The following is a 26,147-nucleotide window of genomic DNA, read 5'->3' on the forward strand; positions in this document are numbered from 1 at the left end:
GGCGCGCGAGGCGGTGCGCGCCGGCGCCCCCGCCCCCGGGCGCGCGAGGCGGTGCGCGCCGGCGCCCCCGCCCCCGATGCCGAGGGCGTCGCGGCCACCGCGGCGGCGACGCTGGCGGCCGGCGCCCGGTCGACCCAGCGGCCGGTGTTCAACCTGACCGGCACGGTGCTGCACACCAATCTGGGCCGCGCCCTGCTGGCCGAGGCGGCGGTGGAGGCGGCGGTCGAGGCGATGCGCAGCCCGGTGTCGCTGGAATTCGACCTGGAAACCGGCCAGCGCGGCGAGCGCGACGACCATCTGCGCGGCCTGCTGCGCGAGCTGACCGGCGCCGAGGATGCCACGGTGGTCAACAACAATGCCGCGGCGGTGCTGCTGGTGCTGAACACGCTGGGCCAGGGGCGCCGGTCGATCATCTCGCGCGGCGAGCTGATCGAGATCGGCGGCGCCTTCCGCATGCCCGACATCATGGCGCGGGCCGGCACCACGCTGCACGAGATCGGCACCACCAACCGCACCCATCCGAAGGACTACGCCGCGGCGTTGGGGCCGGAGGCCGGGCTGGTGCTGAAGGTCCACACCTCGAACTACCGCATCGCCGGCTTCACCGCCGAGGTCACCGCGCGGGAATTGGCACCACTCGCCCGCAAGCACGGCGTGCCGCTGGTGCATGATCTCGGCTCCGGCACCCTCGCGGATCTCACAACCATCGGCCTGGCGCATGAGCCGACGGTGCGCGAGGCGGTGGCCGAGGGCGCCGACCTCGTCACCTTCTCCGGCGACAAGCTGCTGGGCGGGCCGCAGGCGGGCTTCATCGTCGGCCGCGCCGAGCTGGTCGCGGCGATCAACCGCAATCCGATGAAGCGGGCGCTCAGAGTCGACAAGATCCGGCTGGCGGCGCTGGAGGCGACGCTGCGCCTCTACCGCGACCCCGCCCGGCTGGCCGAGCGCCTGCCGACCCTGCGGCTGCTGGCGCGCAAGGCCGGGGAGATCGAGGCCCAGGCCCGCCGCCTCCTGCCGGCGGTGCAGACGGCCCTGGGCGGCCTGGCCGCGGCCGAGATCCGGGCCTGCACCAGCCAGATCGGCTCCGGCGCCCTGCCGCTGGAGACGCTGCCGAGCGCCGCCCTGGCCCTGACCGTGCCGGAGGACAGCGGCCGGGCCTTGAACGCCCTGGCCGCCGCGCTGCGCGAGCTGCCGGTGCCGGTGATCGGGCGCATCGCCGACGGCGCCCTGCTGCTGGATCTCCGCTGCCTGGAGGACGAGGCCGGGTTCCTGGCCTCCCTCACCGCGCTCGACACGGGCGACCATGGGCTGGCTTGACCGTCTCAAGGGCGGCCGTGCGCCCGAGCCTCCGCCTCCCTCCCCCGGCGTGACCGAGCAGCTCGCCGCCGCCTCGGCCGCGTCGCGCGCGGGCGACCATGCTGCGGCGCTGGCGATCTGGGGGCCGCTCGCCCATGACGGCGTGCCCCGGGCCCAGAGCAATGTCGGCGCCTGCTTCGCCGAGGGGCTGGGGGTCGAGCGCGACCTCGCCCTGGCGGTGCGCTGGCTGACCCTGGCGGCGGAGGCCGGCGACCCGGTCGGCCAGCGCAACCTGGCGACCCTCTATTTCCGCGGCGAGGGCATGGCGCGCGACGACGGCAGGGCCGCCGCCCTGTACCGCGCCGCCGCCAAGCAGGGCGACGCCGCGGCGCAGGACATGCTGAGCTGGATGCTGCTCGAGGACAGCGCTCTGTTCGACCCGGCCGAGGGACGGCTGTGGGCCGAGCGGGCTGCCGGCCAGGGCGTCGCCACGGCCATGGCCCGGCTGGGCATGCTGCACCACAACGCCGTCGGCGTGGCCCGCGACCCGGCCGAGGCCGCGCGCTGGTGGCGGATGGCGGCCGAGCGCGGCGACGCCGACGCGCAGGCCATGCTCGGCGCGGCGTATCATCTGGGATCAGGTGTGCCGAAGGATCCGGTGCAGGCCCTGGCCTGGTTGCAGCGCGGCCAGGCCGGCGGCAGTTTGCTGGCCGGCCGCTTCCTTGGACCAGCCCGGGCCGCGCTCGACCCCGCCGGGATCGCCGAGGCCGAGGCGCTGGCCCGCCGCCCCCTGCCGGAGGCGACGCCGTGATCATCGGCACCGCCGGCCATATCGACCATGGCAAGACCGCGCTGGTGCGGGCGCTGACCGGCGTCGACACCGACCGGCTGAAGGAGGAGAAGGCCCGCGGCATCACCATCGACCTCGGCTTCGCCTACCAGGCGATTCCCGATGGCGAGGTGCTGGGCTTCATCGACGTGCCGGGCCATGAGCGGCTGGTGCACACCATGCTGGCCGGCGCCTCCGGCATCGATTTCGTGCTGCTGGTGGTGGCCGCCGATGACGGGGTGATGCCGCAGACCCGCGAGCATCTGGCGATCATCGACCTGCTCGGCATCACCCGCGGCGTCGTCGCCCTGACCAAGGCCGATCTGGCGCCGCCCGAGCGGCGCGCGACGGTGATGGCGGAGATCCGCGCCACCCTGGCCGGCACCGCCCTGGCCGGGGCCGACATCCTGCCGGTCTCCTCCGTCAGCGGCGAAGGCGTGGCCGAGCTCGGCGACCGGTTGGCGCTGGAGGCGATGGACTTCGCCGGGCGCGAGGCGGCGGGCCGGTTCCGGCTGGCGGTCGACCGGTCCTTCACCCTGCGCGGCGCCGGCACCGTGGTCACCGGCACCGTGCTGTCCGGATCGGCGGCGGTCGGCGACCACCTGCTGGCCAGCCCGTCCGGCCTGCCGGTGCGGGTGCGGTCGATCCACGCCCAGAACCGCCCGGCCGAGCGCGGCCGCGCCGGCGAGCGCTGCGCCCTGAACCTGACCGGCGACCGGGTGACGCGCGAGGCTTTTTCCCGCGGCGACGTGATCCTCGACCCTGCCCTGCATGCCCCGACCGACCGCATCGACGCGACGCTGCGGGTGCTGCCGGGCGAGCGCAAGCCGATCGGCCAGTGGTTCCCGGTGCGCTTCCACACCGCCGCGGCCGAGACCGGGGCGCGGATCGTGCTGCTGGGCGACGACCCGATCCCGCCGGGCGGCGAGGCCTTCGTGCAGCTGGTGCTGGACACGCCGGTCGCCGCCGCTTCCGGGGACCGCTACGTCGTCCGCGACACCTCGGCCCAGCGCACCATCGGCGGCGGCCGGCTGGTCGATCTGCGGGCGCCGGCGCGCAAGCGGCGCGGGCCGGAGCGCATGGCCCAGCTGGCGGCGCTGGCGCTGGACGACCCCGAGGCAGCGCTGACGGCGCTGCTGGCGGCACCGCCGCTTCTGGCCGATCTGGCCGCCTTCGCCCGCGACCGGGCGCTGGGCGCCGGCCGGATCGAAGAGATCGCCGACCGGCTCGGCCTGGTCCGGATCGCGGCGGGCGAGCAGCTGCTGGCCCTGACCGCGGAGGACTGGACGCGGCTGACCGAAGGGCTGCTGGAGACGCTGGACGGCTTCCACCGCGACAACCCGGACCTGCCGGGCATCGGCTTCGAGCGGCTGCGCCTGCAGTCGCGGCCGCGCCTGCCGGCCCCGGCCTTCGCCGCCCTGCTGCGGGTGATGGCGCGGGCGGAGCAGGTGGCGCTGGACGGCGCCTGGGTGCGGCTGACCGGCCATGAGGCGCATCTGACCGAGGCCGATGAGGCGCTGTGGGCCGAGATCGGCCCGCGCCTGGGCGGTGCTACGCGGTTCCGGCCGCCGCGGGTGCGCGACCTCGCCGGCGAGCTGGGCATCGACGAGGCGGAGATCCGCCGGCTGCTGAAGCGCACCGGCCGCATGGGCCGGGTGGATGAGGTGGCGCATGACCATTTCTTCCTGCGCCCGACCGTGGCCGAGATCGTCGGCATCCTGGTACAGCTGGGCGAGGCGCATGAAACCGGATTCAGCGCGGCGCAGTTCCGGGATCAGGTGGACAGCGGCCGCAAGGTTGCTATTCAGATCCTGGAGTTCTTCGACCGTCACGGCGTGACGCTGCGGCGGGGCGACCTGCGCCGGCTGAACCGGCACCGCCTGGACCTGTTTCGTCCCTCGATCGGCGAGCCGCCGGCCGAGGGGCATGGAGGAGAATCGTCCCCGGTGGGGCGTCCGGACTTCAAATCCGGGAGGGGCCGCGAGCCGGTCCTTGGTGGGTTCGACTCCCACTCTCTTCCGCCAATCCATCCGGACCGCTCCTGAGGCAGCGGACGGATCGCGGCGGCCGCGGCGTGCCCAAGTCTTGGCCAGTTCGCCGGCTTCTGCCCACCTGCTGCCCACCCCCGCACCGGGAATGACGTCCGAAGGCCGGCGAAAGACGGCTGGTACGCCGCCTGCATGCGCTCCGGTTCCACAGCCGCCGCGGATGACGCAGTATCACGCAGCGGGATCCTGCGGCCGCTTGTCCGCCAGGCCCCGGCCCATCCTGTCGAGATCGCGTGTCGGAGCTGCCCCGAACCCCGAGCGGAGGCCCGTGATGGAAGTCAAATGGCTGGAGGATTTTCTCAGTCTGTCCGCGACATCGAGCTTCTCCCGTTCCGCGGATGAGCGGCACGTCACCCAATCGGCCCTGAGCCGCCGCATCCGGCAGCTGGAGAGCTGGATCGGCGTGCCGCTGTTCGACCGCACCAGCTATCCGGTCCGGCTGACCGCGGAGGGCCAGGACTTCCTGCCGCGGGCGCGAAAGATCCTGGACCTGGTGCTGCAGACCCGCGCCGATCTGCGCGACCGGCACGCGGCGGCGGAGGATGTGCTGTCCTTCGCCACGCTGAACACCCTGTCCCTGACCTTCTTCCCGGACTGGATCCGGCGGATGGAGGAGCGGGTGGGCCCGACGCGGACCCGCTTCTGCGAGACCCGGTCGACCTTCGCCGGCATCATCGCCACGCTGATCGACGGGCACAGCGACTTCCTGCTGACCTACGCCCATGACTCCGTGCCGCTGATGAGCGAGCTGGCCTATTGCGAGCATCGCTGCCTGGGCGAGGAGCGGGTGATCCCGGTTTCCGCCCCCGATGCGCGCGGCCGGCCGCGGCATGCGGTCGGGACCGGCGGCGGGCCGATCCAGTATCTCAGCTACGGCAGCGGCTCCTTCTTCGGCCACGGCCTGGTCAAGCTGTTCGCCGAGCGGCCGCTGCCGCTGGCGGTGGTCTATGAGAACGCGATGTCCGCCGGCCTCAAGGCCATGGCGCTGGCGGGGCGCGGCCTGGCCTGGATCCCGGAAAGCCTGATCGCGGAGGAGCTGCGCTCCGGTGCGCTGGTCCGAGCCGGCAGCCCGGCCTGGACCCTGGACGTCGAGATCCGCCTCTACCGCACCTCCGCCGCCAGCCGCCCCTGCGCCGGGCGGTTCTGGTCGGCCGTGCCCGACTGGCGGGAGGCGATGCCGGCGCCGCGCAGGGTCTCGGTCGGCTGACCGGCCCGCGCCAGCGCCGGCTCGAGGAAGGACAGGTCGGGTTCCGCGTCCAGCCGGTCGAGGCGGTCATGGAGCCGGCCGGCGGCGGACGCGTCCAGCACGCCGCGGCAGCAATCGGCGAATTTCGCCCGGCGGTCGGCGTCGTCGAAGGGATCGGCGATGGTGCCCTTGGCCGCGGCCCGCTCGCCCGCCAGCACCCGGCCGTCGGCGAGGCGGATGGCGACCCGGTGCGGCAGCGGCCGCCCGGCCGCCGCCCGCTCCTCTTGCTCCGAGTATGAGGCCATGGTGACGCGCGGCAGAAGCGACCGCACCGCTTCATTCTTCACCGCGTCGGCGGTGAAGTCCGACAGATCCAGGCGGTCCTTCAGCAGCGCCAGGGCGACGCAGTACTGCATCGAGAAGCGCGCCTGCATCTCGTCCACCGGATCCGGATAGGCCAGGTTGCGGCGATTGGCGATGCCGACCAGCGTCTCCACCGCCGCCACCTCCTCCGCCGCGAAGCCGTGCCGCGCCCGCAGGTCGAGGACGATGTCGACGGCGTTGTGGGTCGAGCCGCAGCAGGGGTGGCGCTTCGGCATCAGCCCCTCGCTTTCGATCACATGCGGCGCGCCGATGGCGACCTCGTCCCAGCCCGCGGCATCCGGCCCGCCGAACAGCTCGCGGAAGCCCTGCGGCGCCTCCAGGATGTCGGGCCGGCCGGTCATGCCGTGCTCCGCCAGCGCCGCCGCCTCGACCGCGTTGCGCGCGGCCAGCCCGGCATGCAGCGGCTTGGCCGGCGTGCCGAACTGCCCCTTCACCCCGGCCGCCATGCTGACGGCCAGGCTCATCGCCCGGGCGATGCCGGCCTCGTCCAGGCCACACAGCCAGGCGACGCCCGCCGCGGTGCCGATGCAGCCGACGGTCGAGGTGGCGTGCCAGCCGGCGGTGTAGTGCGACGGGTTGACCCCGCGCCCGACCGCGGCCTGCGCCTCCAGCCCGACCAGATAGGCGTCGACCAGCGACCGCCCCGACGTGCCGCGGGCCAGCGCCGGCCCCAGCAGCGCCGGCACCAGCACCGCCGAGGCATGGCTGGCCCCCGGCCGGAAGTTGTCGTCATAGTCCAGCGCATGCGCCGCCGTGCCGTTGACCAGGGCGGACAGCCCCTCCGCCCCCTGCCCGCCGCCGGCCAGGGTGCAGCGCGGCCCGTCGGCGATCGAGCCGGCGAAGGCGGCGCGCACCGCCCGCACCGCCGGGTCGCCGGCCCCGGCCAGCATGCAGCCAATGGTGTCGGCGATGGCGTGGCGGGCGCGGAGACGGGCGAGGACGCCGAATTCGACCCCGGAGCGGCTCCAGCGCGCGATCGCCTCGATGATGCCGGCCATGGTGCACTCCTTCTCAGGCGGCCATGCCGGCCCTGCGGGCGTCGAGGATGAGGGCGAGCAGCCGGCCGAACTGGAACTGGTTGATCTCCGGCCCCGCCATCTTGCCGTCGACCCACTCGGTGTCGGCGCGGTGGACGATCACGAGGTCGAGCGGCGGGATGACGACGCAGAAGTGGCCGCCGGCGCCCTGGGCGCTGTAGCTGCCCTCGGGCATGATCGCGCCCGGAAAGGCGATGCCCTGCCGCGCCACCCACCACATATAGCCATAGGCGCCCCGCGTCCCGGCATCGGAATAGGGCAGCACGCTCGCCGCCACCCAGCTCTGCGGCACCACCTCGCGCCCGCCCCAGCGGCCGTCGCGCAGGAACAGCAGGCCGAAGCGGGCGAGGTCGCGGCTCGACATCCGGAACGGATAGGCCGGGTGGACCGAGCACGGGTCGGGCTGCAGCCAGCCATCCTCCCGCTCCGCGTCGAAGCGGAAATCCTGCATGCCGAGCGGCCCGGCGATCCGGTCGCGGAAGGCGGCGTGGATGCCGAGGCCGGTGCGCTGCGTGTAGATGGTGCCGAGCGCGTTGAAGTCCCAGTTGCTGTAGCACCAGACCGTGCCGGGCGCATGGGCGTGGCGCGGCGGCTTCAGCGATTTCATCCACGGCGTCTCGTAGCCCGCCGGGTGGAAGATGCCGGACCGGGCGGTCAGCAGGTCGTAGACCGTCGCCTGCTTCTCGCGCTCGCTGAGCCCCTCGCGATCGTCGATGCCGAGCATGTCCAGGGTCAGCGACAGGTCGATGGCGCCGTCGTCGAGATGGGTGCCGATCAGGGCGCTGAGGAAGCTCTTGCGCATCGAATGGCAGAGGTAGCGCCGGGTGACGTCGCCGCGGCTGGCGATCACCCGCCCGCCCTGCACCAGCATCAGCGCCGCGGTGCCGATCCGGTCGGCATGGGCCCAGACCCGGTCCAGATGCTCCAGCGACCAGCCGGCGGGGCGGATATCCTCCACCATCTCCCAGTCGGTGCCGGGCCAGGGATCGACGTCGTCGGCCGCGGCCACGCTCGCGTCCCACATCATGCCGCCGCCCCCTCCGGTGCCGGCCGATACCCCGCGCTCGCCTCCAGGAAGCTGCGCGTGTAGGCGTCCTGCGCCTGGCGGGCGCGGACGCCCTGGGCCGTCATCTCCTCGACGATGCGGCCGCCATTCATCATGGCGATGCGGTCGCAGAGATGGGCGATCACGGCCAGGTCGTGGGTCACCATCAGATAGGTCAGGCCGCGCTCGCGCCGCAGCGCCTTGAGCAGGTTCAGGATCTCCGCCTGGACCGAGACGTCGAGGGCCGAGGTCGGCTCGTCCAGCAGCAGGATCTCGGGCTCGATGATCAGGCTGCGGGCAATGGCGACGCGCTGGCGCTGGCCGCCCGACAGCTCATGCGGATAGCGGTAGCGGAAGCCGCGGCCGAGCCCGACCGCATCCAGCGCCGCGTCGATCCGCTGCTCGGCCCGATCGAAGCCGTGGATCCGCAGCGGCTCGGCCAGCACCGCCCGCACCATCTTGCGCGGATGCAGCGAGGCGTAGGGATCCTGGAACACCATCTGCACCCGGCGGAAGAACGCCTTGTCGCGCCGGCGCGGCACCTCCTGGTCGCGGAACAGGACCGATCCCTCATAGCCGGTGTTCAGCCCGGCCAAGGCGCGCAGCACGGTCGACTTGCCGCAGCCGGATTCGCCGATCAGCCCGAAGGATTCGCCCTGGCGCAGGACGAAGGACACGTCATCGACCGCTGTCATCGCCGCGGTGCCGGAGCCGAAGGTGACGCGCAGGCCGATCGCCTCGAGGATCGTGTCGGTCATGCCGCGGCTCCTGCCTGGAAGGTCGGGCCGTCGAGCCAGGCGGGATCGCGGCTGGGCACCTGCAGCGTGTCGACCGGCCGGTCGAGCTGCGGCAGGCTGTCGAGCAGCGCCCGGGTGTAGGGGTGCTGCGCCCGGTGCAGCTCGCGCGCCCGCAGGTCCTCCATGATCCGGCCGGCATACATCACCAGCACCCGGTCGCAGAAATCGGCCACCAGGTTGAGGTCATGGCTGATGAACATCAGCCCGGTGCCGCGCCGGGTGACGAGATCGTCGAGGATGGTCAGCACCTGCCGCCGCACCGTGACGTCCAGCGCCGAGGTCGGCTCGTCGGCGATGATCAGGTCCGGCTCCGGGATCAGCATCATCGCGATCATGATCCGCTGCCCCATGCCGCCCGAGACCTCGTGCGGGTACAGGCGGAACACGCGCTCGGGGTCACGGATGCGGACCGCGTCCAGCATCTCCAGCGCCCTTGCCTGCGCCTCGCGCGCGCCGACGCGGTGGTGCAGCCGGTAGGCCTCCATGATCTGCCGGCCCACCCGCATCAGCGGGTTCAGCGAGAATTTGGGATCCTGCAGGATCATCGAGATGCGGTTGCCGCGGATCGCCCGCATCCGCCGCTCCGACGCGCCGAGCAGGTCGATGCCGTCGAAGGCCAGACGCTTCGCCGTCACCCGCGCCGCCTTCGGCGTCAGCTTCAGCACCGACCGGCCGGTCAGCGACTTGCCGGAGCCGGATTCGCCGACGATGCCGACCTTCTCGCGCCCGACGGCGAAGGAGATGCCGCGCACCGCCTGGATGGTGCCGCGGCCGCCGGGGAAGTCGATGCGCAGGTCCTCGACCTGGAGCAGTTGTTCAGCCATGGCGGGGATCCAGGATGTCGCGCAGCCCGTCGCCGAACAGGTTGAAGGCCAGGCTGGTGAGGAGGATGGCGCAGCCGGGGACCGCCGCGATCCACCAGCTGGTCAGCACGAATTCGCGGCCGCTGGACAGCATTGCCCCCCATTCCGGGCTGGGCGGCTGCGCGCCGAGGCCGAGGAAGCCGAGCCCCGCGGCGGTCAGGATGATCGCCGCCATGTTGAGCGTGATCCGCACCACCACCGAGGGCAGGCACATCGGCACCACATGCGACAGGATGATCCGCAGCGACGACGCGCCCTGCAGCCGCACCGCGGCGATGTAGTCGGAGGAGCGGATCGACAGCGTCTCGGCCCGCGCCAGCCGCGCGATCGGCGGCCAGGCGGCCAGCGAGATGGCGATGATCGCGTTCTCGATGCCGGGCCCGAGCGCGGCGACGAAGGCCAGCGCCAGCACCAGGCTGGGGAAGGCCAGGAAGATGTCGACCACGCGCATCAGCACGATGTCGACCCAGCCGCCGAGATAGCCGGCGGTGGTGCCGATCAGCAGGCCGACCGGCGCCACGATCACCGCGGTCAGCAGGGTGATATAGAGCGTGATGCGGGCGCCGTAGACGATGCGGCTGAACACGTCGCGGCCGAGTTCGTCGGTGCCGAGGATATGCGCGGCCGAGGGCGGCTGCAGCCGGATCGTGAGATCCTGGGCGTAGATGTCCTGGGTCGCGATCAGCGGCGCGAACACCGCCATGACCAGGATGACCAGCAGGATGATCAGCCCCAGCAGCGCCGGGGGGTTGGCCACGAGGCGCAGCAGCTTGAGCCAGAGCTGCTGGGCGCGGGCCTGCATCGGCGAGGCCGGAACCGGGGCGTGCAGCCAGGCCCTGATCGAGCCGGTGCGGAGGGCGGTGTCGCTGGGCATGTCCGCGCTCATCGGGTGCGAGGGTCGAAGATGCGGTACAGCAGGTCGCACACCAGGTTCAGCGTCACGAAGATGACGCCGATCAGCAGCGTGCAGCCCACCACCGCGTTCATGTCGCCGGCCAGCAGCGTGTTGGTCAGGTAGCGGCCGAAGCCGGGCCAGGCGAAGACCGTCTCGGTCAGCACCGCCCCCTCCAGCAGGAAGGCATAGGACAGGGCCACCACCGTCACCACCTGCACCGCGATGTTGCGGAAGGCGTGGACCCAGACGGTGCGGGCCCAGGACAGTCCCTTGACCCGCGCCGCCACCACGTATTCCTGGCCCAGCTGCTCGATCATGAAGCTGCGGGTCATGCGGCTGATATAGGCCATGGCGCCGAAGGCCAGGATCGAGGCCGGCAGGATGATGTGGCTGAAGACGTTGCCGAACACCTCCCACTGGCCCTGCAGCGCGGTGTCGAGCAGCAGGAACCCGGTCATCGGCTCGAGGTCGAACTCGTACATGAAGTCGATGCGCCCCGGGCCGCCGACCCAGCCGAGCGTGGCGTAGAACAGCACCAGCCCCATCAGTCCCAGCCAGAAGGTCGGCGCCGAATAGCCGAGCAGGCCGACGACGCGGACGATGTGGTCGACCGCGCTGTTGCGGTACATCGCCGCCAGCACGCCCATCGGGATGCCGAGGCCGGTGCCGATGACGATGGCGACGGTCGCCAGCTCCAGCGTCGCCGGGAACACCCGGGCGATGTCCTCGACCACCGGCTTGCCGGTGGTCAGGGCGGTGCCGAGGTCGAGGCTGGCGATGTCGCGCAGGTAGCGCAGGAACTGGACCCACAGCGGCTGGTCCAGGCCGAGCTGGCGGTACATCGCGTCATAGGCGGCCTGGGTGGCGTTGTCGCCGAGGATGGCGGTGACCGGGTCGAGCGGCAGCAGCCGCCCGATGAAGAAGGTCAGCGCCGCGAGACCGAGCAGCGTGACCGCGACGGACAGGACGGTCCGGCCGACCGCCAGCGCCCAGGACGACAGCGCCTTCCGTCCTGGGGCCGCGGGCCGGCGTGGGATGGCGATGGGTGCGGCGTCGACCATGGCCCGGCGCCGCTACTTGCTGACCGACTCGTAGTAGGTCCGGAAGCCGTTCCAGGTCCAGTTCTTCAGCGACTTGCGGATGGCGGCGGGGTTGTACATCTGGAACATGAAGGCCATCGGCCCCTGCTGCATGATCTGCAGCTGCAGGTCGCGATACATCGCGTTCCGCTTCTCCGGATCCGGCTCCAGCAGCGCCGCGTCGACCTGCTTGTTCGCGTCCTCGGAATAGTAGGCGGCCCGCCAGCTCGGATACTGGGTCTGCTTGGCCTCCGGCCGGTTGTCCGGGTTGTAGACCAGGCGGGAGGCGTTGCCATGGGCGTCGGGCACGCCGGTCTGCCAGGCCTGCATCGCGGTCTGGAACTCGCGGCCGCGGACCCGGCTGAACAGCTGGGCGTTGGCCATCCGCTCCAGCGTCAGCTCGACGCCGACCTTGGCGGCGTTCTGCTGCACGCTCTGCGCGATCGGGGCGGAATGCGGCAGCGTGCCGATGAAGACGGTGGCCTTGAAGCCGTTGGGATAGCCGGCCTCGGCCAGCAGCGCCTTGGCCTTGTCGAGGTCGAGCGAGAAGGGCTGCCCCTCCTTCTCGTCCAGCGCGCCGACCGCGCCGAGCTGGACGAAGCTGGCCCGCGGCACGCCGGTATAGGTCATCACCGTCTTGGCCAGGCCGTCATAGTCGATCAGGTAGCGCATCGCCAGGCGTACCTTCTCGTTCGAGAAGATCGGGTCGGCGTTGTTGAAGGTCCAGAAGAACAGCTGCGGCTTCAGCACCCGGACGATCGACACGTCCGGCGAGCTCTCCAGGTCCTTCATGTCCTCCGGCGTCAGGTCGCGGGCGACGTCGACATCGCCCTGGGTCAGCAGCAGCCGTTGCGTCCCCGCCTCTGCCACATGGCGGATCAGCACGCGCTTCAGCGCCGGCGGCTCGCCCCAGTACTTGTCGTTCGCCTGCAGCACCACGGCCTCTCCGGCGTTCCACTGCGCCAGCCGGTAGGGGCCGACGCATTCGGTGTGGGTGGCCAGGTACTTGTTGCCGAGGTCGCCGTTCACCTCGTTCGCCAGGATGGCCTGCTTGTCCATGGTGGCGGAAACGCGGTTCGCCGCGATCGCCTGCAGCACCAGGTTGGTCGGGTACGGCTTGTCCAGCTTCATCACCAGCGTGGCGTCGTCGGGCGCGGTGATCTGGCTGTCGACCTTGTCCTTGGTGAAGCCGTATTCGGTCAGCGTCGCCGCGTTGCCGAAGCCGAGCTTGACCACGCGCTGCATCGACCAGGCCGTGTCGGCCGCGGTGGCCGGGTTGCCGGACGGGAACACCGCACCCTTGCGCAGATGGAAGGTGATCTGCATCCGGTCGTCGGAGACGTCCCAGCTCTCGGCGAAGAGCGGGATCACCTTGGTCTCGTCCGCCGGGTTGAAATCGACCAGGGAATCGCAGGTGTTCTGCACGATCTCGTTGGTCACCACCTCGCCGATCTGGGCCGGGTCGAAGGTGCTGATCGCGTCGATGTTCCAGGCCATGACCAGCGCGTTCCCGGGCGTGGCCGCCCCGGCGACGAACATCCGGGTGCGGCGCGACCGCGGCTTGAACGGCCCCGTAGACCCGGGCGGGAGGGGCGGCGAGGCGGCGCCGGATGCTGAGGCTGGGCTTGGCGAGCACGATTCCTCCTCGNCCGGGGCGGCAGCGGCTTGACCGATCTTCCTATCTGGATATGCAGAGTCTGTGATAAATCCCACCTATTGCAATGATATGCAGAGTCTGTGATAAATCCCACCTATTGCAATCCTGCCTGGGCCAACCGGGCGCATTTGAAGCCGGCCGCCTGCATCGAATCGGCGGTGCCGTTGAGGGTCTGGGTCACGGATCTTCCTCCTGCTTCGCTGCGCTCGCAATGACGACGTTGAAAAGACCGGAGAAATCTTTCGGAGATCAGGCAGTCCGGTCGGACGGGCGAACATGGATCGAGCCTCCGTGCTGTGTTCTGTTGGTGGTGTCCGGCGCCCTTCCTGGACGTCTTCTCGGGCTGCCGATGCCCTATTCCCGCTTGCTCCGTGGACGTCTATCGAGGAACAGGCCCGCTAGCGGCGCGGCCCCCTCACCCTCCCGCCGCCTTCGGCGTCGGGCCCCTCCCTCTCCCCAAGGAGAGGGGTGGTCACCTCTCCTTGGGGAGAGGTCGAAATCGCGCAGCGATTTCGGGTGAGGGGGTGGCTCCGGCCTATCCACTTGCCTCGGCACCGACTGTTCGACCTGGTATCAGGCCGCCTTCGGCCGCGGCTGCAGCGGCGGCTGCACCTCCGGCGGGATCGGGCAGACATAGGGCGTGGCCGCAACCCGCTCCTGATGGTCCTGCTTGGCCCGGGCCATCAGCAGCTCGTCGCCGATCACGTCGAGCGCCGTGCCGGCCATGACCTTGGCGGCATGGACCATGCCCTTGTGCGCCGCCGGCGCCATGCCCTGGGCGGTGATCTGCCAGGAATGGCCGGGCGTGCCGATGGCGTGGGTGGCGACCCGCGCCTGTACCGTCGGCACCACCCAGCTGACATCGGCGACGTCGGTCGACCCGATCATCGGCTCGCCCTGGGAGTCGCGCGGCACGATGAAGTCGCACAGCGGCAGGTCCTTGCGCGGCGGCACGCCGACGCGGCGATAGTCGGTGAGGATGTCCTCCTCACTCAGCGTCGCCTGGATCTGCGCCGCATAGTCCCGGTCCGCCGCGTCGAACGGCACCGGGCCGAGGCGCAGCAGGTGCTGGTGCATCGCCTCTTCCAGCGGCGTGTTGCCGAGCATGTTGGAGACGGCGCTCATGATCGAGATCGCGACCGAGGTCTCGGTCATCAGCGCGGCGCCCTGGGCGATCTTCCGCACCCGCTCGTTCAGCGCCAGCATGCCGGCCAGGTCGCGGGCGCGGATGGCGTAGCGCACCTTGGCCGAGGCCTGGACCACGTTCGGCGCGATGCCGCCGGAATCGAGCATGGCGTAGTGGATGCGGGCGTCGGACGGCATGTGCTCGCGCATGTAGTTGACGCCGACATTCATCAGCTCGACCGCGTCCAGCGCGCTGCGGCCGAGATGCGGCGCCGCGGCGGCGTGCGAGGCGCGGCCGGTGAAGTGGAAGTCCATCCGCGTGTTGGCCAGCGACAGCGCCTCGTCCACCCGGGTCAGCGACGCCGGGTGCCAGGTGATGGCGATGTCGACATCCGCGAAGGCGCCGGCGCGCACCATGAAGGCCTTGGCCGCCCCGCCCTCCTCCGCCGGGCAGCCATAGTAGCGCACCCGGCCCGGCCGGCTGGTCGCGGCCAGGAAGTCCTTCACCGCGGTGGCGGCCAGCAGGGCGGCGGAGCCGAGCAGGTTGTGGCCGCAGCCATGGCCGTAGCCGTTGCCGGGGATCGGCCGGGGCTCGGCGATGTTCGCCTCCTGGCTCAGCCCCGGCAGGGCGTCGTACTCGCCGAGGATGGCGATCACCGGGCCGCCCTCGCCTGCCTCGCCCATCACCGCGGTCGGGATGCCGGCCAGGCTCTCGGTCACGCGGAAGCCCTGGGCCTGCAGCATCGCCGTGTGCTCGGCGACCGAGCGGTACTCGGTGTAGGCGATCTCGGGCATGCCCCAGATCCGGTCGGCCAGCCCCTCGAACTCCGGGCGCTTGGCGTCGACCAGCTGCCAGATCTTGTCGGAATTCTGCATCGTTCTCGCTTTCGATCAGAGATGGCGGTCGAGGAAGGCGGCGACGGCGCCGAAGACGCCGTGCCGGTTCTCGCGCCGCGCGAAGCCGTGCCCTTCATGCGGCACGCGGATGTAGTCGACCGGGCGACCGAGGCCGCGCAGGCCGGAGAAGATCATCTCGCTCTCGCCCGGCGGCACGCGCGGGTCGTCCAGCCCCTGGGCGACCAGCAGCGGCACACGGATGCGGTCCAGCCTGCGGATCGGCGAGATGCGCTCCAGCAGATCCTTGTCCGCGACCGGGTCGCCGTATTCCGCCGCCCGCAGCCGCCGGCGCCAGGGGCCGGTGGTCTGCAGCAGGGTGTGGAAATTGGCGATGCCGTAGAACTCGATGCCCAGGCGCCACAGCTCCGGATATTCGGTCAGCGCCGCCAGCACCATGAAGCCGCCATAGGACCGGCCGAAGACGCCGATCCGGCCGTCATCGACATCGTCCCGCGCCCCCAGCGCCAGCCTCACGGCCTTGAGGTCGGCGACGCTGTCCATCCGCCGCCCGACATCGTCCGCCTGGTGGTAGGGCCGGCCATAGCCGGTGCTGCCGCGGACATTCGGCGCCGCGACCATGATGCCGCGCGCCAGCATGTACTGGATGTCGGCGCGGAAGGTCGGAGTCCACTGCGCCTCCGGCCCGCCATGGACGATGATCATCGCCGGGAAGCCGCCGGCCGGCGCCTCGCCCTGCGGCCGGTACAGCAGGAACGGCACCTGCAGCCCGTCGAAGCTGGCGATGCGCTGCACCTCCGGCTCGACAAAGCCTTCGATCAGCTCGCTCACGGGGGCGTCGGTGACGCGGCTGGCAGCGCCGGCGGCGACGTCGTACTGCCAGATACCGGGCGGCGTCGCCGCCCCTTCCAGCGGGAAGAGCAGCCCGCTGCCGTCCGGCCGCCAGGAGACGGAGGCGATCACGCCGGGCGGCAATCCCACCACCGTGGTCTCCACGCCGCTGCCGAGATCGCGGACCAGGAGGTGGGTCCAGCCCTCCTCGTTGATCACATACGCCAGCCGGCCCTGGTCGGGCGACAGCGCCATCGCCTCGATGTCCTGCCCCTCGGGCGCCACCACCCAGTCCAGGCTGCGGTCGGCGAAGGACAGGAAGGCGATGCCGACGAAGTCCCGCCCCTGGTCGGTGAGCAGATAGAGGCCGCTGCCGTCCTTCCGGGTCTTGGCGGCGACGTAGCGCGCGCGGCCGTCATGCGGCAGGAACGGCTCATAGGCGCCGGTCGCGAGGTCCAGCCGGAACAGATCCTGGTCCATCGTCGCCCGGGCGGAATCGCGCACCAGCAGCGCCTGCCCGTCCGGGAAGAAGGCCACGACCTCGCGGAACAGCTCGCCTTGATAGACGCAGCGCGCCTGCCGCGTCGCGACCTCCATCACATGGATGTCCATGTGGAAGCGGTCGCGGGCGTTCGAGGCGTAGGCGATGCGGGTGCCGTCCGGCGACCAGGCGCCCCAGACATGGACCACGGTCGGGTCGTCGGTCAGCGCCACCGGCGCGCCGTCGGCGCCCGGGATCAGCCAGATCTGGTGCCGCTCGTCGCCGCCGCGATCCATGGTGAAGATGAGGTCCCGGCTCTTCGGGCTGAAGGCCAGGGCGCCGACCGGCTCCGGCGTCTCCGTCGCCCGCCAGGCCGCGCCGCCGGCGGCCGGCTGCAGCCAGATCTGATGAAAGCCGGTGCGGTCGTCGAGGAAGGCCAGCAGCCCGCCGTCGGGCGACAGCGCCGGGCTCTTGGCGCCGGGGATGTCGAGATAGGGGCGGATCGCGGCGTCGGGCGTCATCGGGGTCTCCGTCACGCGGCCGCGGACGCCAGGGCGTCGCGCAGCCGGTCGGTCGCGGCGCGCAGCGCCTGGGTCAGGGCCGGGGCGCGGTCGGTCGCCGCGTGGTTGGCCTCGTCGACGATGGTGAAGCGCGCCTCGGGCCAGGCCCGGTGCAGCGCCCAGGCCGTTTCCATCGGGGTCACGGTGTCGTAGCGGCCCTGCACGATCTCCGCCGGCAGGTGGCGGATGCGGTCCAGCCCCCGCAGCAGCTGGCCGGGCGCGAGGAAGGCGCCGTTGACACAGTAATGGGTGAAGATCCGGGCCACCGCCAGCGCGGCCTTCGGCTCGGTCAGGCTGGCGACATGCTCCGGGTCCGGCAGGAAGGTCTGGGTCCAGGCGGAGAAGGTGCGCAGCCGGATCGCCGCCGCCAGCCGCAGCTTCGGGTCTTCGCCGATCAGCCGGCGGTGATAGGCGGTCAGCAGATCGCCCCGCTCCTCCTCCGGCACGAAGCCGGCGAAGTCCTCCCAGCGGTCGGGGAACAGCACGCGGCAGCCCTGGAACCACCAGTCGATCTCGGCCCGGCTGGCCAGGAAGATGCCGTGCAGCCGGAAGCCCAGGCAACGCTCGGGGTGCGCCTGGCCATAGGCCAGGGCCAGGCAGCTGCCCCAGGAGCCGCCGGCCACCAGCCAGCGATCGATGCCCAGCGCCTGGCGCACCCGCTCGATATCGGCGACCAGCGCCTGGGTGGTGTTGCCCGCCAGCTCGGCATGCGGCGTCGACCGCCCGGCGCCGCGCTGGTCGAAGGCGACGATGCGGAAGGCGGCGGGATCGAAGCTGCGGGTGCTGCCGGGCCGCAGGCCGGCGCCCGGGCCGCCATGCAGCACCACGACCGGAAGGCCGCGCGGCGTGCCGCTCTCCTCCACATGCAGCTCGTGGAGATCATCGACCTTCAGCCGATGAGTCCGCGATGCCGCCGGATCCGCCTGGATGGCTCCGCCGTCGGACACGTGACTGCCCCCTGCCGTTTCCCGGCCGTCTGTCGCGGCCGGCGGCCCGCCCAGCGAATGGGCAGGCCTGAATTCCGGTCATGATGTCGACCGGCCGGAGGGGCGGCCAATTCATAATTGTCCAGCTTCTATTCCGGATCGGCATAAGGTTGCGGCCCGCGCGGGCTCTTGACCCGGCGCGGGAGGATAGACATCCTACCGACAGCCTGCCCCCAGCCGGTACCCAGCCCGGCCCCAACCACGCCAGAGCGAGCGGGCTCGAGGCGGGGACGGCAGGCCCGAGAGGTCACGACCCCAATGCATGCACTGTGGTTCCGGACGACGGCCATCGCCGTCGCCGCGGCGAGCATCCTTGCGGCCACCGCGACGAACGCCCTCGCCTTCACCAAGCCGCCCGCCAACGCGCAGTTCGACTACCAGATCGGCGGCGTCTACGCGCCGGCGGCCGGCGTCGGCATCGTCGACCGCGACCGGCTGGCGGCGCCCGCCGCCGGCAAATACACCATCTGCTACGTCAACACCTTCCAGACCCAGCCCGACGACGCGGTGTGGTGGACCACCAACCATTCCGACCTGCTGGTCAAGAAGAACGGCAAATACGTGATCGATCCGGACTGGCCGGACGAATACATCCTCGACACCTCGACCGCGGCCAAGCGCACCGCGCTGATGGCGATCATCGGGCCGTGGATCGACAAATGCGCCGCCGACGGCTTCAAGGCGGTGGAGCCGGACAACCTCGATTCCTGGACCCGGTCGAAGAGCGTGCTGACCAAGGCCCACAACACCGCCTTCGCCAAGCTGCTGGTGCAGCGCGCCCATGCCGCCAACCTGGCGATCGCGCAGAAGAACGCCGGCGAGCTGGCGCCGATCGGCATCTCGCAGATCGGCTTCGACTTCGCGATCGTCGAGGAATGCCAGGTGTGGACGGAGTGCGACGACTTCACCGACGTCTACGGCAACCAGGTCTACGAGATCGAGTACAGCGACAACAATCGGGACGCCGACGGCAACCCGGTCGACCCGATCAGCTTCTTCAACGCCGCCTGCGCCGCGCGGGGGAACAAGATTTCGATCCTCTACCGCGACCGGGACGTGGTCCCGGCCGGCAACTCCGCCTACGTCTATAAATGGTGCTGAGCGGCTGACGGCTGTGAGCCCCTCCCCTCGCGGGAGGGGCTCCGCGAGGCAGCTCAGGCATCCCCCTCACCCGGAGGCTCAAGCGCCTCCGACCTCTCCCGCAATCCCGGATCACGTCCGGGGAGGAGAGGCAAAACGGTCCGGTCCTGGCGTCCGGCTCTTCAGGCCACGCCGTCATTGCGAGCGCAGCGAAGCAATCCATGCAGCCGCTCGTGCGGGACGATGGATTGCTTCGTCGGCTTCGCCTCCTCGCAATGACGAGGTGGGATGTGCGGCTAGCTGCTGTCCGGCTTCGACCGGCCAAGGCAGCGTCGGTCCCGCCTCAGCCCGGCCGCAGGCGGAAATCGTGGCCTTCCGGCAGGGTCTGGCCGCCATCGACGACGATGGTGGTGCCGGTGATGTAGGCGGCGTCGTCCGAGGCCAGGAAGGCCACCGCCGCCGCCACGTCCTGCGGCGTGCCGAGCCGGCCCAGCGGCACCGCCCGCTCCATCATCGCGATGAACTCGGCGCTGCGGTGCTGCTGCATGCCCTCGGTCAGGATGTTGCCCGGCTCGACCCCGTTGACGGTGATGCCATAGCCCGAGAACTCCAACGCCGCGGATTTGAGGAAGCCGTTGATGCCGGCCTTGGTCGCGGCGTAGTGGCCGTGGCCCGGGCTGGTGACGCGCGGCCCGGTGATCGAGGAGGTGAAGATCATCCGCCCCCCGCCCCCCGACCGCATCGCCGGCAGCGCCGCCCGCGCGGCGAGATAGGTGCCGCGCAGGTTGACCGCCATCACCCGGTCCCACTCCTCCGGCTCGATGTCCTCGATCAGCGTCCAGGGGTAGATCGCGGCGTTCTGCACCAGGATGTCGAGCCGGCCGAAGCCGTCGACCGCCGCCGCCACGATCGCCTCGGCATGGTCCTTGCGGCTGATGTCGGTGGCGACGAAGCGGCCGCCCAGCCGCTCCGCCGTCGCCAGGCCCGCCACGGCCTCGGTGTCGCCGATCACCAGCCGCGCGCCGTCGGCCGCCAGCCGCTCGGCGATGGCGGCGCCGATGCCCCGCGCCGCGCCGATCACGACGGCGACGCGCCCTTCCAGTCTTCCCGGCATGTCCGGTTCCTTCGCCTATGATTCGACTGTACCAACGGCACGAAACATTGACCCGTCATGGCGAGGCGCGCAGCGCCGTGGCCATCCAGGGGCCGGTGCGAGCGGCCCTGGATGGCCACGGGGCTGCCTAGAGCCAATATCGGAGGCCAGCCTCAATGATAGCGCGGCAGCAGATCGCCATGCGCCTCGATCAGATCGTCGACCAGGCGCCAGATCTCGTCGAGCGACAGCTCGGCCGCCGTATGCGGGTCCAGCATCGCGGCGTGGCGGATGGCATCCTTGCGCCGGGTCAGCGCCGCCTCGACCACCATCTGCTGGACGTTGATCGACAGGCGCATGATGCCGGCCAGATGGTTCGGGATGCGGCCGATGCGGATCGGCTGCACGCCGTTGCGGTCGACATGGCACGGCACCTCGACCACCGCCGCATCCGGCAGGTCGGCGATCAGCCCGTCATTGCGGACATTGCCGTAGATCAGGTTGTGCCGGCCGGTGACCACGGCGTGGACGATGCCGGCCGCGTATTCGTTGCTGCGGTGGACCGGGATCGGACTGTCATCCGCCTCCAGCCCGGCGCGCAGCGCGTGCCACTCCCGGATCAGTTCCTCGCAGCGCCGCGGATACTCGTCCAGCGGCACCTCGTACCGGTCCAGCAGGTCGTCGCGGCCGGCCTTGATGAACCAGGGGTTGTACTCGGCGAAATGGATGCTGGATTCGGTGACGAAATGCCCGGTCCGGCGCAGCATGTCGAAGCGCACTGCCTCGCCCGCCGGCACCGCGCCCGCCTCGGCCAGCGCCTTCAGCCGCGGATACAGGTCTTCGCGCCCGCCATCCGGCAGCCGCTTCTCGAATTTCAGGAAATAGGCGACGTGGTTGATGCCGGCGCAAAGATAGTCGAGGTTTTCCGGCGCCTCGCCCAGCCAGCGCGCCATGTCGCCCGAGGTCTCCTGCACGCTGTGGCACAGCCCGACCGAGCGGATGTCCGGCGCCGCCTCGGCGATCGCCCAGCAGTTCATCGCCATCGGGTTGACGTAGTTCATCAGCAGCGCGTTGGGGCACACCGCGCGCATGTCCTCGCAGATCTCCAGCAGCACCGGGATGGTGCGCAGGCCGCGGAAGATGCCGCCGATGCCCAGCGTGTCGCCGATGGTCTGGCGCAGGCCGTAGCGCTTCGGGATCTCGAAATCCGCCACCGTCGCCGGGCGGTAGCCGCCGACCTGCATCATCAGGATGACGAAATCGGCCCCCGCCATGGCCTGGCGCCGGTCCAGCGACGCCTCGACCTTGAGGTTGTCGAGCCCGAGCGACGCGCCGATGCGGCGGGCGACGATGGCGGAGGTGTTCAGCCGCTCGCCGTCGATGTCGTGCAGGGCGACGACGCTGTCGGCCAGGTCGGGCTGGCTGAGGATGTCGCCGATGATCGACTGGGCGAAGACGGTGCTGCCGGCACCGATGAGGCAGATCTTGGCCATGACAGGTCTTTCTTGGAAACGGTCGGGTTATTTCAGGCCGGACAGCGCCATGCCTTCGATGAAGTGCCGCTGGGCCAGGCTGAAGGCGATCAGGATCGGCGCGATGCTGACCAGCACGGCGGCCATCATCACGGTCCATTGCGCGGCGTATTGCTGCTGCATCAGCGCCAGCCCCACCGGCAGCGTCGTCTTCTCCAGGTCGCTGGGCAGGTAGATCAGGGCGCTGAACAGGTCGTTCCAGGAGCTGAGGAAGGCGAAGATCGCGAGCGCCGCCAAAGCCGGCCGGGCCAGCGGCAGGTAGATCCGCCACCAGATGGTCAGCAGCGACGCGCCGTCCATCCGCGCCGCCTCCGCCAGCTCGATCGGGATGGTCAGGAAGTACTGGCGCAGCAGGAAGCAGCCGAAGGCGCCGCCCAGGAAGCTGGGCAGGTACAGGGGCGCCTGGGTGCCGTACAGGCCGAGGGCCTTGAAGATCACGAATTGCGGGATCGCCGCCATCTGCGCCGGGATCATCAGCGTCACCAGGAGGGCCACGAACAGCACCTGCCGGCCGGGGAAACGCACAACCGCGAAGACGAAGGCGCCCATCGAGCAGGTCAGCAGCTGCCCGATGGTGGAGATCGCGGCCACCGTCAGGCTGTTCCACAACAGGCCGCCGAAGGGCAGGATCCGCCAGATCGTCGCGTAGTTCTGCAGGGTCGGGGCCGACGGGATCAGGTCGCGGCCGAACTGGTCGGCCGGCAGCTTCAGCGAGGTCGCCAGCATCCAGGCGAAGGGCGCGACCATGACCACCGCGCCGGCGATCAGCAGCGCATAGGCCAACGCGTCGACGCCGAGGCGGAGGGTGCGGGCGCGGGGCCGCGGGCGGAGAAGCGCGGGCATCGAGGCGTCCATCACTGCGCCCCCCATCGTTTCTGCAGCCGGAAATAGGCGAGCGTCAGCACCAGGATCATGGCGGCGAGCGCCAGGCTCTGGGCCGCGGCCTCGCCCATGCGGAAGAAGCCGAAGCCGGTGCGGTAGACCGAGTAGATCACCGTCGGCAGGGTCGACCCGCCATTGGCGGTGCGGGTCAGGATGTAGATGTAGTCGAAGGCCTGGAAGGCGTGGATGGTCGACAGCACCGCCTGGAAGAACAGGCTGGGCACCAGGAGCGGCAGGGTGATGAAGAAAAGCTGGTGCCGCGGCCGGGCACCGTCGATCCGCGCCGCTTCGTAATAGTCGCGCGGTACCGCCTGCAGCCCGGCCAGGAACACGATCATGCCCTCGCCGATGGCGCCCCAGACATTCACGATCACCACCGACACCAGCACCATGCGCGGCCCGAGCCAGCGCACCGGGTCGCCGCCCAAAGCGGTGACGAGGCCGTTCAGCAGCCCCTGGTCCTGGGCGAAGATCCAGCTCCAGATCAGCCCGACCGCGGTCGGCGAGGTGATCACCGGCAGGAAATAGAGCGCCCGGAACAGCCCGACCCCGGCCATCTTGCGGTTCAAGAGCAGCGCGACGGCCAGCGAGATCGCCAAGGTCAGCGGCACGTAGAGCGCCGAGAAGGCGAGCGTGTTGCCGAGCGACCGCATGAAGCCGCGGTCGCTGGCCAGCCCTGCATAGTTGTCGAGGCCGGCCCAGCTTGGCGGCGTCAGCAGGTCCCAGTGCAGCAGGCTGAGGCCGGCGGTGGCGACGACGGATCCGAGCGCGCCGAGGACGAGGCCCAGCAGGGTCGGCGAGAGCAGCGCCACGGTCCAGACGCGATCCGCGCCGCGGGGGCGGAGGCCGGTGGGGATCATCGCCGGCTCAGTGCTTCGCCTTGAGGGCGTCGTCCGCCGCCGGCACCAGCTCCTCCAGCGCCTCGTCGATCGTGGCGTCGCCGTTCCACACCGGCTCCAGTGCCTCGCTGATCGCGGCACCCCATTCCTCATAGCCGCGGAAGGACGGCTTCAGCCGGGCGTAGCTCAGGGCGTCGAGGAACACGCGCTGATCGATCCTGGCGCCGGGCTGGTCGAGATAGGCCGGGCTTTCCGCCACCGGCTTCAGGATCGGCACGGCGAAGCCCAGCCGGGCCAAGGCCGACTGCCCATCCGGCCCGGCCGCGAACTTCACGAACTCCCACGCCTCCTGCGGGTGCGGCGAGGCCTTGGCGATGACGAAGCCGGCGCTGTTGACGCTGGTCGCCCGCCCCTTCGGCCCGGACGGCAGCGGCGCCACGCCCCAGTGGAAGCTGCGCTCGGTGTATTCCGGCACCACCCAATGGCCGGACACGGTCATGGCGGCGATGCCGGCGGAGAAGCCGTCGGTGCCGTACTGCTTCAGCTGCTCCGGCGTCGGCATCGATTTGTCGTCCTGGGCCATGCCGGCGATCAGGTGCCAGGCGTCGAGCGCCGGCCCCTCGGCGAACAGGGAATGGCTGTGGTCGGCGCTGACGATCTCGCCGCCATAGCTCCAGACCACGGCCGCCCACCATGGTTCCGGGTCCAGGATCTCGGACCAGAAGCCCCACTGGTCGGTGCTGCCGTCGCCGTTCTTGTCGACCGTCAGCGCCTTGGCGGTGCGGCGCAGGTCGTCCCAGGTCCAATCCGCCGTCGGATAGGGCAGCTTGGCGGCGTCGAACATGTCCTTGTTGTAGTAGAGGACGATGGTCTGGAAGTCGCGCGGCAGGCCGTACATCCCGTCCGGCAGGCGGTAGGCCTCGAGCGTGATCGGGTAGATGCCGTCCAGCGCCTTCGGGTCGGCGTCGAGATAGGGCTGCAGGTTCAGGAGCGCGCCGCGCGACTGCCAGTCCGGATACAGCGGCGCGTCCATGGCGAAGACGTCGGGCGGGGTGCCGCCGGCGACCAGCACGCGCAGCTTCTGCCAGTAGGAATCCCAGTCATTGACCTCGACCTTCACGGTGATGCCGGGGTGCTTCGCCTCGAAGGCGCGGGCGACGCTGTTCCAGACCTCGCCCTCCGACGGCGTGCCCCAGATCATGTAGGTCAGCTCGGTCGCCGCCCGGGCCGGGGCCGTGACGGCCGGTGCCGCCATGGCCAGCGCCGCGCAGACCAGGGCCGCGGTTGCCTGCAGTTTCATCTTTCGCCTCCCTCCGGGCCCGCACTCGGCCCCCGATCGGGTTGTCCCCATGTCGCCACTGTGACACTGCGGATTCCGGATTTCTTCCGCCGCGTGACGTTCATTTTCCGGAAAACCAGCCCATCAGAAGCCGAGCACCAGGCCGCTGACCAGCACGGTGTTGTCGTAATCCGGCCCCTGGCGGAACGATGCCGTCTCCCAGGTGAGCTCGGCATAGGCGTTCAGGCCGGGGGCCAGGGTGTAGACCAGCGTGCCGGCGGCGATGTGGTTGTTGCGAAGGTCGGAGCGGCCGGCGTCGCCGGTCTCCGCATCGCCCGCCAGGCCGTTGCCCTTGCGGCCGGTGGTCCAGGCATAGCCGAGCCCGGCCTCGAAATCGCCGAAGCGCCAGGCCAGGCTGGCGGCGAGCGTGTCGATCGCCTTGCCGCTGTCGGCGATGCTGTCGTAGTGGACCCAGTTCAGGCTGCCGGTGACGTCGCCGGCCGCGATCTGCGTGCCCAGGCTGTACGCCGCGAGGTCGCGATGGCCGCTGACGCCGTTGCCGGTGGACGCGGTGCCGGAGACCAGCACCGACACGCCGCCGAGATCGGCGGTGTAGTTGGCGCCGGCGGTGACGACGTTCTCATACAGCGTTTCACCGTCATTGGTCAGGTCGGCGCGGCCGCTGTTGCCGGCATGGGCGTCGCCGCCGACCACCGGCGTGAAATCGACGCCGAAGGAGAAGCCGCCGAGATCGGGCGAGCTGTACTTGATCCGGGTGTCCGGGTCGCCGATGCCCGAGATGTAGGTCGGGTCCAGCGAGAAGAAATGGCCGCCGCCGTACTTGTAGTCGTGGTCGAGGTTGTCGCCCCAATTGGCGCCCATCCCCATCTCCGACACCACGGCATCATGGGCGAAGATGTAGCCGTAATCGCCGGCCACGGCGTCGACATCGCCCAGGGTGACGGTGCCGAAATCGCCCTGCAGGTAGATGTAGGCATGGTCGACCGTGACGTTGTCCTGGCGGTTGACGCTGTCGAAGCGGATGCGGCCGCCATATTCGAGGCCGCTGTCGGTCGTGTTCTTGACGTCGAATTGCAGCCGGGCGCCGGAGCGGAAATCGTAGTCCCGGTCGAACGTGTTGTCGCCGGACTGGTCCAGCACCGCCGCGGCCTCGAAGCCGAGGAAGCCGGAGATCTTCAGCTGCAGCCCCGAGGTGACCGGCGCTTCCGCCGCTGCCGTCGCTGTGCTCATGGAGATGATGCCCGTCGCCGCGCAGATCGCCGCGGCGGCGCTGATTCGCGCCCTTGCCATCGCTTGCCCCCTGTTGCCGGGTTCGCCCCGTGCCCGGCACTGTGGAGGGTCGGATTCCGGATTTCTTCCACCCGGCCGCTTGTGTTTTCCGGAAAGCCAGCCTCATTCTCGCTGGAATGAGATCCTTTCAGAATTCCCGCCACCGTCATTGCGAGCGCAGCGAAGCAATCCAGGGGC

General features: G+C 70.7%; 20 protein-coding genes, 1 tRNA gene and 1 pseudogene. 6 read left to right on the forward strand and 16 right to left on the reverse strand.

Features of this window, described 5'->3' with window-relative positions; genetic code table 11:
- The 5 genes and pseudogenes from selA to BWR60_RS13285 form a co-directional block, all read left to right on the forward strand.
- Positions 1–1,317 (forward strand): L-seryl-tRNA(Sec) selenium transferase (selA, locus tag BWR60_RS13270; protein WP_144445617.1); only part of this gene is annotated, 1,317 nt, incomplete at its 5' end.
- Positions 1,318–1,366: 49 nt separating this feature from the next.
- The gene (locus BWR60_RS13275) at positions 1,367–2,107 is read left to right on the forward strand and encodes a tetratricopeptide repeat protein (protein WP_230983042.1); all 741 of its coding nucleotides are present in this window, start codon (positions 1,367–1,369) and stop codon (positions 2,105–2,107) included.
- A 44-nt stretch (positions 2,108–2,151) separates the two neighbouring features.
- Positions 2,152–3,936 (forward strand): annotated as a pseudogene (gene selB / locus BWR60_RS13280) (selenocysteine-specific translation elongation factor); the annotation flags it as partial.
- Positions 3,937–4,053: 117 nt separating this feature from the next.
- Positions 4,054–4,149: transfer RNA gene (locus tag BWR60_RS37025), tRNA-Sec, on the forward strand.
- A gap of 295 nt (positions 4,150–4,444) precedes the next feature.
- Entirely contained in the window at positions 4,445–5,380 is a 936-nt protein-coding gene (locus BWR60_RS13285; protein WP_088151509.1) for a LysR family transcriptional regulator, read from the forward strand.
- On the opposite strand, the gene BWR60_RS13290 is transcribed toward BWR60_RS13285, so the two are convergent.
- From BWR60_RS13290 to pip, 10 genes are all read right to left on the reverse strand, one after another.
- Complete coding sequence (locus tag BWR60_RS13290) at positions 5,275–6,741, reverse strand: MmgE/PrpD family protein (RefSeq protein WP_088151510.1); 1,467 nt, start codon at positions 6,739–6,741, stop codon at positions 5,275–5,277. The genes BWR60_RS13285 and BWR60_RS13290 overlap by 106 nt on opposite strands.
- Before the next feature lie 13 nt (positions 6,742–6,754).
- Entirely contained in the window at positions 6,755–7,807 is a 1,053-nt protein-coding gene (locus BWR60_RS13295; RefSeq protein WP_218823476.1) for a serine hydrolase domain-containing protein, read from the reverse strand.
- Positions 7,804–8,583 (reverse strand): ABC transporter ATP-binding protein, encoded by a 780-nt coding sequence (locus BWR60_RS13300; RefSeq protein ID WP_088151512.1) that lies wholly within the window; start codon positions 8,581–8,583, stop codon positions 7,804–7,806. The genes BWR60_RS13295 and BWR60_RS13300 overlap by 4 nt, the downstream gene beginning before the upstream one ends.
- On the reverse strand, positions 8,580–9,446 hold the full coding sequence (locus BWR60_RS13305) for an ABC transporter ATP-binding protein (RefSeq protein WP_088151513.1): 867 nt from the start codon (positions 9,444–9,446) through the stop codon (positions 8,580–8,582). The genes BWR60_RS13300 and BWR60_RS13305 overlap by 4 nt, the downstream gene beginning before the upstream one ends.
- Positions 9,439–10,359: a nickel transporter permease gene (nikC, locus tag BWR60_RS13310; protein ID WP_088151514.1), complete on the reverse strand. Its 921-nt coding sequence runs from the start codon at positions 10,357–10,359 to the stop codon at positions 9,439–9,441. Before nikC ends, BWR60_RS13305 begins: the two co-directional genes overlap by 8 nt.
- Positions 10,360–10,367: 8 nt before the next feature.
- On the reverse strand, positions 10,368–11,441 hold the full coding sequence (locus BWR60_RS13315) for an ABC transporter permease (protein WP_088151515.1): 1,074 nt from the start codon (positions 11,439–11,441) through the stop codon (positions 10,368–10,370).
- Positions 11,442–11,453: 12 nt separating this feature from the next.
- The gene (locus BWR60_RS13320) at positions 11,454–12,956 is read right to left on the reverse strand and encodes an ABC transporter substrate-binding protein (protein WP_230983043.1); all 1,503 of its coding nucleotides are present in this window, start codon (positions 12,954–12,956) and stop codon (positions 11,454–11,456) included.
- A 733-nt stretch (positions 12,957–13,689) separates the two neighbouring features.
- Positions 13,690–15,117: a M20 family metallopeptidase gene (locus BWR60_RS13325; RefSeq protein WP_088151517.1), complete on the reverse strand. Its 1,428-nt coding sequence runs from the start codon at positions 15,115–15,117 to the stop codon at positions 13,690–13,692.
- Between the two features lie 15 nt (positions 15,118–15,132).
- The gene (locus BWR60_RS13330; RefSeq protein WP_088151518.1) at positions 15,133–16,929 is read right to left on the reverse strand and encodes a S9 family peptidase; all 1,797 of its coding nucleotides are present in this window, start codon (positions 16,927–16,929) and stop codon (positions 15,133–15,135) included.
- Positions 16,930–16,940: 11 nt separating this feature from the next.
- Positions 16,941–17,915, reverse strand: coding sequence for a prolyl aminopeptidase (gene pip / locus BWR60_RS13335; RefSeq protein ID WP_230983044.1), 975 nt, complete (start codon positions 17,913–17,915; stop codon positions 16,941–16,943).
- Positions 17,916–18,212: 297 nt separating this feature from the next.
- On the opposite strand from pip, the gene BWR60_RS13340 reads away from it, so the two are divergent.
- Positions 18,213–19,055 carry an endo alpha-1,4 polygalactosaminidase gene (locus tag BWR60_RS13340; RefSeq protein ID WP_088151520.1) on the forward strand — a complete coding sequence of 281 codons (843 nt, stop codon included), beginning with the start codon at positions 18,213–18,215 and terminating at the stop codon, positions 19,053–19,055.
- A gap of 322 nt (positions 19,056–19,377) precedes the next feature.
- Here the strand turns inward: BWR60_RS13340 and BWR60_RS13345 are convergent, their stop codons facing one another.
- From BWR60_RS13345 to BWR60_RS13370, 6 genes are all read right to left on the reverse strand, one after another.
- The gene (locus BWR60_RS13345) at positions 19,378–20,148 is read right to left on the reverse strand and encodes an SDR family oxidoreductase (RefSeq protein ID WP_088151521.1); all 771 of its coding nucleotides are present in this window, start codon (positions 20,146–20,148) and stop codon (positions 19,378–19,380) included.
- Positions 20,149–20,300: 152 nt separating this feature from the next.
- The gene (locus BWR60_RS13350; protein WP_088151522.1) at positions 20,301–21,620 is read right to left on the reverse strand and encodes an alpha-glucosidase/alpha-galactosidase; all 1,320 of its coding nucleotides are present in this window, start codon (positions 21,618–21,620) and stop codon (positions 20,301–20,303) included.
- Positions 21,621–21,647: 27 nt separating this feature from the next.
- On the reverse strand, positions 21,648–22,502 hold the full coding sequence (locus BWR60_RS13355; RefSeq protein ID WP_179221752.1) for a carbohydrate ABC transporter permease: 855 nt from the start codon (positions 22,500–22,502) through the stop codon (positions 21,648–21,650).
- A gap of 11 nt (positions 22,503–22,513) precedes the next feature.
- The gene (locus BWR60_RS13360) at positions 22,514–23,401 is read right to left on the reverse strand and encodes a carbohydrate ABC transporter permease (RefSeq protein ID WP_179221753.1); all 888 of its coding nucleotides are present in this window, start codon (positions 23,399–23,401) and stop codon (positions 22,514–22,516) included.
- A 7-nt stretch (positions 23,402–23,408) separates the two neighbouring features.
- Positions 23,409–24,680, reverse strand: coding sequence for an ABC transporter substrate-binding protein (locus tag BWR60_RS13365; protein ID WP_179221754.1), 1,272 nt, complete (start codon positions 24,678–24,680; stop codon positions 23,409–23,411).
- 123 nt (positions 24,681–24,803) lie between these two features.
- Entirely contained in the window at positions 24,804–25,970 is a 1,167-nt protein-coding gene (locus BWR60_RS13370) for a porin (protein ID WP_088151526.1), read from the reverse strand.
- Positions 25,971–26,147 lie beyond the last annotated feature (177 nt).

The sequence above is a fragment of the Inquilinus limosus genome (assembly GCF_002195995.1).
GTDB lineage: Bacteria > Pseudomonadota > Alphaproteobacteria > DSM-16000 > Inquilinaceae > Inquilinus > Inquilinus limosus_C.